This window comes from Ruegeria sp. SCP11, assembly GCF_040329455.1.
In the GTDB taxonomy this organism is placed as follows: domain Bacteria; phylum Pseudomonadota; class Alphaproteobacteria; order Rhodobacterales; family Rhodobacteraceae; genus Ruegeria; species Ruegeria atlantica_E.
In genome coordinates this window covers 1-1,881 of record NZ_JBDZYG010000047.1, presented here as the reverse complement: position 1 = coordinate 1,881, position 1,881 = coordinate 1, and the positions used below count along the sequence as shown (strand labels likewise).

The window sequence follows — 1,881 nt, the reverse complement described above, 5'->3', positions numbered from 1 at the left end:
GCCTCTGTTTGAGGTGTCATGTCTGCGGCGTCGATGCCTGCGACGGCGACGGGTTTTTTCATTGCGTCGCGGCGGAAGGGCTCACCGAGTTCCTGGTTGATCAGGGCTTCGATCAGCGTGGTGATGCCGTTCTTCTGGTCCTCGATCGCCTGGTTCAGCGCCGCGGTCAGCTCGTCCTGGGTGCGGGCGACCACACCTTTCAGGCCACAGGCCTGCGCGATACCGGCATAAGACACTTTGGTGTCCAGCTCGGTGCCCACGAAGTTGTCGTCGAACCACAGGGTCGAGTTCCGCTTCTCCGCACCCCACTGGTAGTTGCGGAAGACGATCTGGGTCACGGCGGGCCATTCCTCGCGGCCGATCGCGGTCAGTTCGTTCACCGCGATGCCGAAGGCACCGTCACCGGCAAAGCCGACAACCGGAACGTTTGGCTGGCCGATTTTCGCACCAACGATGGCAGGCAGACCGTAACCACAAGGGCCGAACAGGCCCGGTGCCAGGTATTTGCGGCCTTCTTCGAACGCCGGATAGGCGTTGCCGATGGCGCAGTTGTTGCCGATGTCGGAGGAGATGATCGCCTCTTTCGGCAGCGCGGCCTGGATCGCACGCCACGCCATGCGGGGGCTCATCCAGTCGGGCTTGGCGGCGCGGGCGCGCTCGTTCCAGCTGGTGCCCGGATCGTCATCCTCGTGGGTCATCGAGGTCAGTTCCTGCGCCCAGGCCGATTTCTTCTGGGCGATGCGCTCTTTGCGAGCCTGACGACCTTCATCACCGGCGGTGCCGCTCAGCTGGTTCAGGATGCCATTTGCCACTTTGGCCGCGTCACCCACGATGCCGACGGTAACGGCTTTGGTCAGGCCGATGCGGTCAGGGTTGATGTCGACCTGAATGATTTTCGCATCCGCGGGCCAGTAGTTGATGCCATAGCCCGGCAGGGTCGAGAACGGGTTCAGGCGGGTGCCGAGGCACAGAACCACGTCGGCTTCCGAGATCAGCTCCATACCGGCTTTCGAGCCGTTATAGCCCAGCGGACCGGCAAACAGTGGGTGCGAGCCGGGGAAGGCGTCGTTGTGCTGGTAGCCAACGCAGACCGGGGCGTCCAGACGCTCGGCCAGCGCTTTCGACGCTTCGATACCGCCTTCGGCCAGAACAACACCGGCACCGTTCAGGATGACCGGGTTCTTGGCGTTCGACAGCAGCTCGGCCGCTTGTGCCACGGCGCTTTCGCCGCCCGAGGGGCGTTCGAATTCAACAACCGCAGGCAGGTCGACGTCGATGACCTGGGTCCACATGTCACGCGGGATGTTCAGCTGAGCCGGGGCACTGGCGCGTTTGGCCTGCATGATCACGCGGTTCAGAACCTCGCAGACGCGGGACGGGTCGCGGACCTCTTCCTGATAGGCCACCATGTCCTCGAACAGTTTCATCTGCTCGACTTCCTGGAAACCGCCCTGACCGATGGTCTTGTTGGCCGCCTGAGGGGTGACCAGCAGCAGCGGGGTGTGGTTCCAGTAGGCGGTCTTCACCGCGGTCACAAAGTTGGTGATGCCGGGGCCGTTCTGCGCGATCATCATCGACATCTTGCCGGTGGCGCGGGTGTAGCCGTCGGCCATCATGCCGGCGCTGCCCTCATGGGCACAGTCCCAGAACATGATGCCCGCCTTCGGGAACAGATCCGAGATCGGCATCATCGCAGAGCCAATAATACCGAACGCATGTTCGATACCGTGCATCTGCAGAACCTTAACAAAAGCCTCTTCCGTCGTCATCTTCATGTGAATGATCTCCGCGCATATGTGGAATGGCCGGGCAACCTGCCCAGCCCTTGCCTACGGTTTTGACCCATGCAACACCGTCACGTTAGGGCCAGAACGAAGTGCG

At 62.5% G+C, this 1,881-nt stretch carries 1 protein-coding gene; it reads right to left on the bottom strand.

Annotated elements, in window-relative coordinates; all coding sequences use genetic code 11:
* Positions 1-1,775: sulfoacetaldehyde acetyltransferase (gene xsc, locus ABLN94_RS24545; protein ID WP_352997334.1), on the bottom strand; the 1,775-nt coding region annotated here is incomplete at its 3' end.
* Positions 1,776-1,881 lie beyond the last annotated feature (106 nt).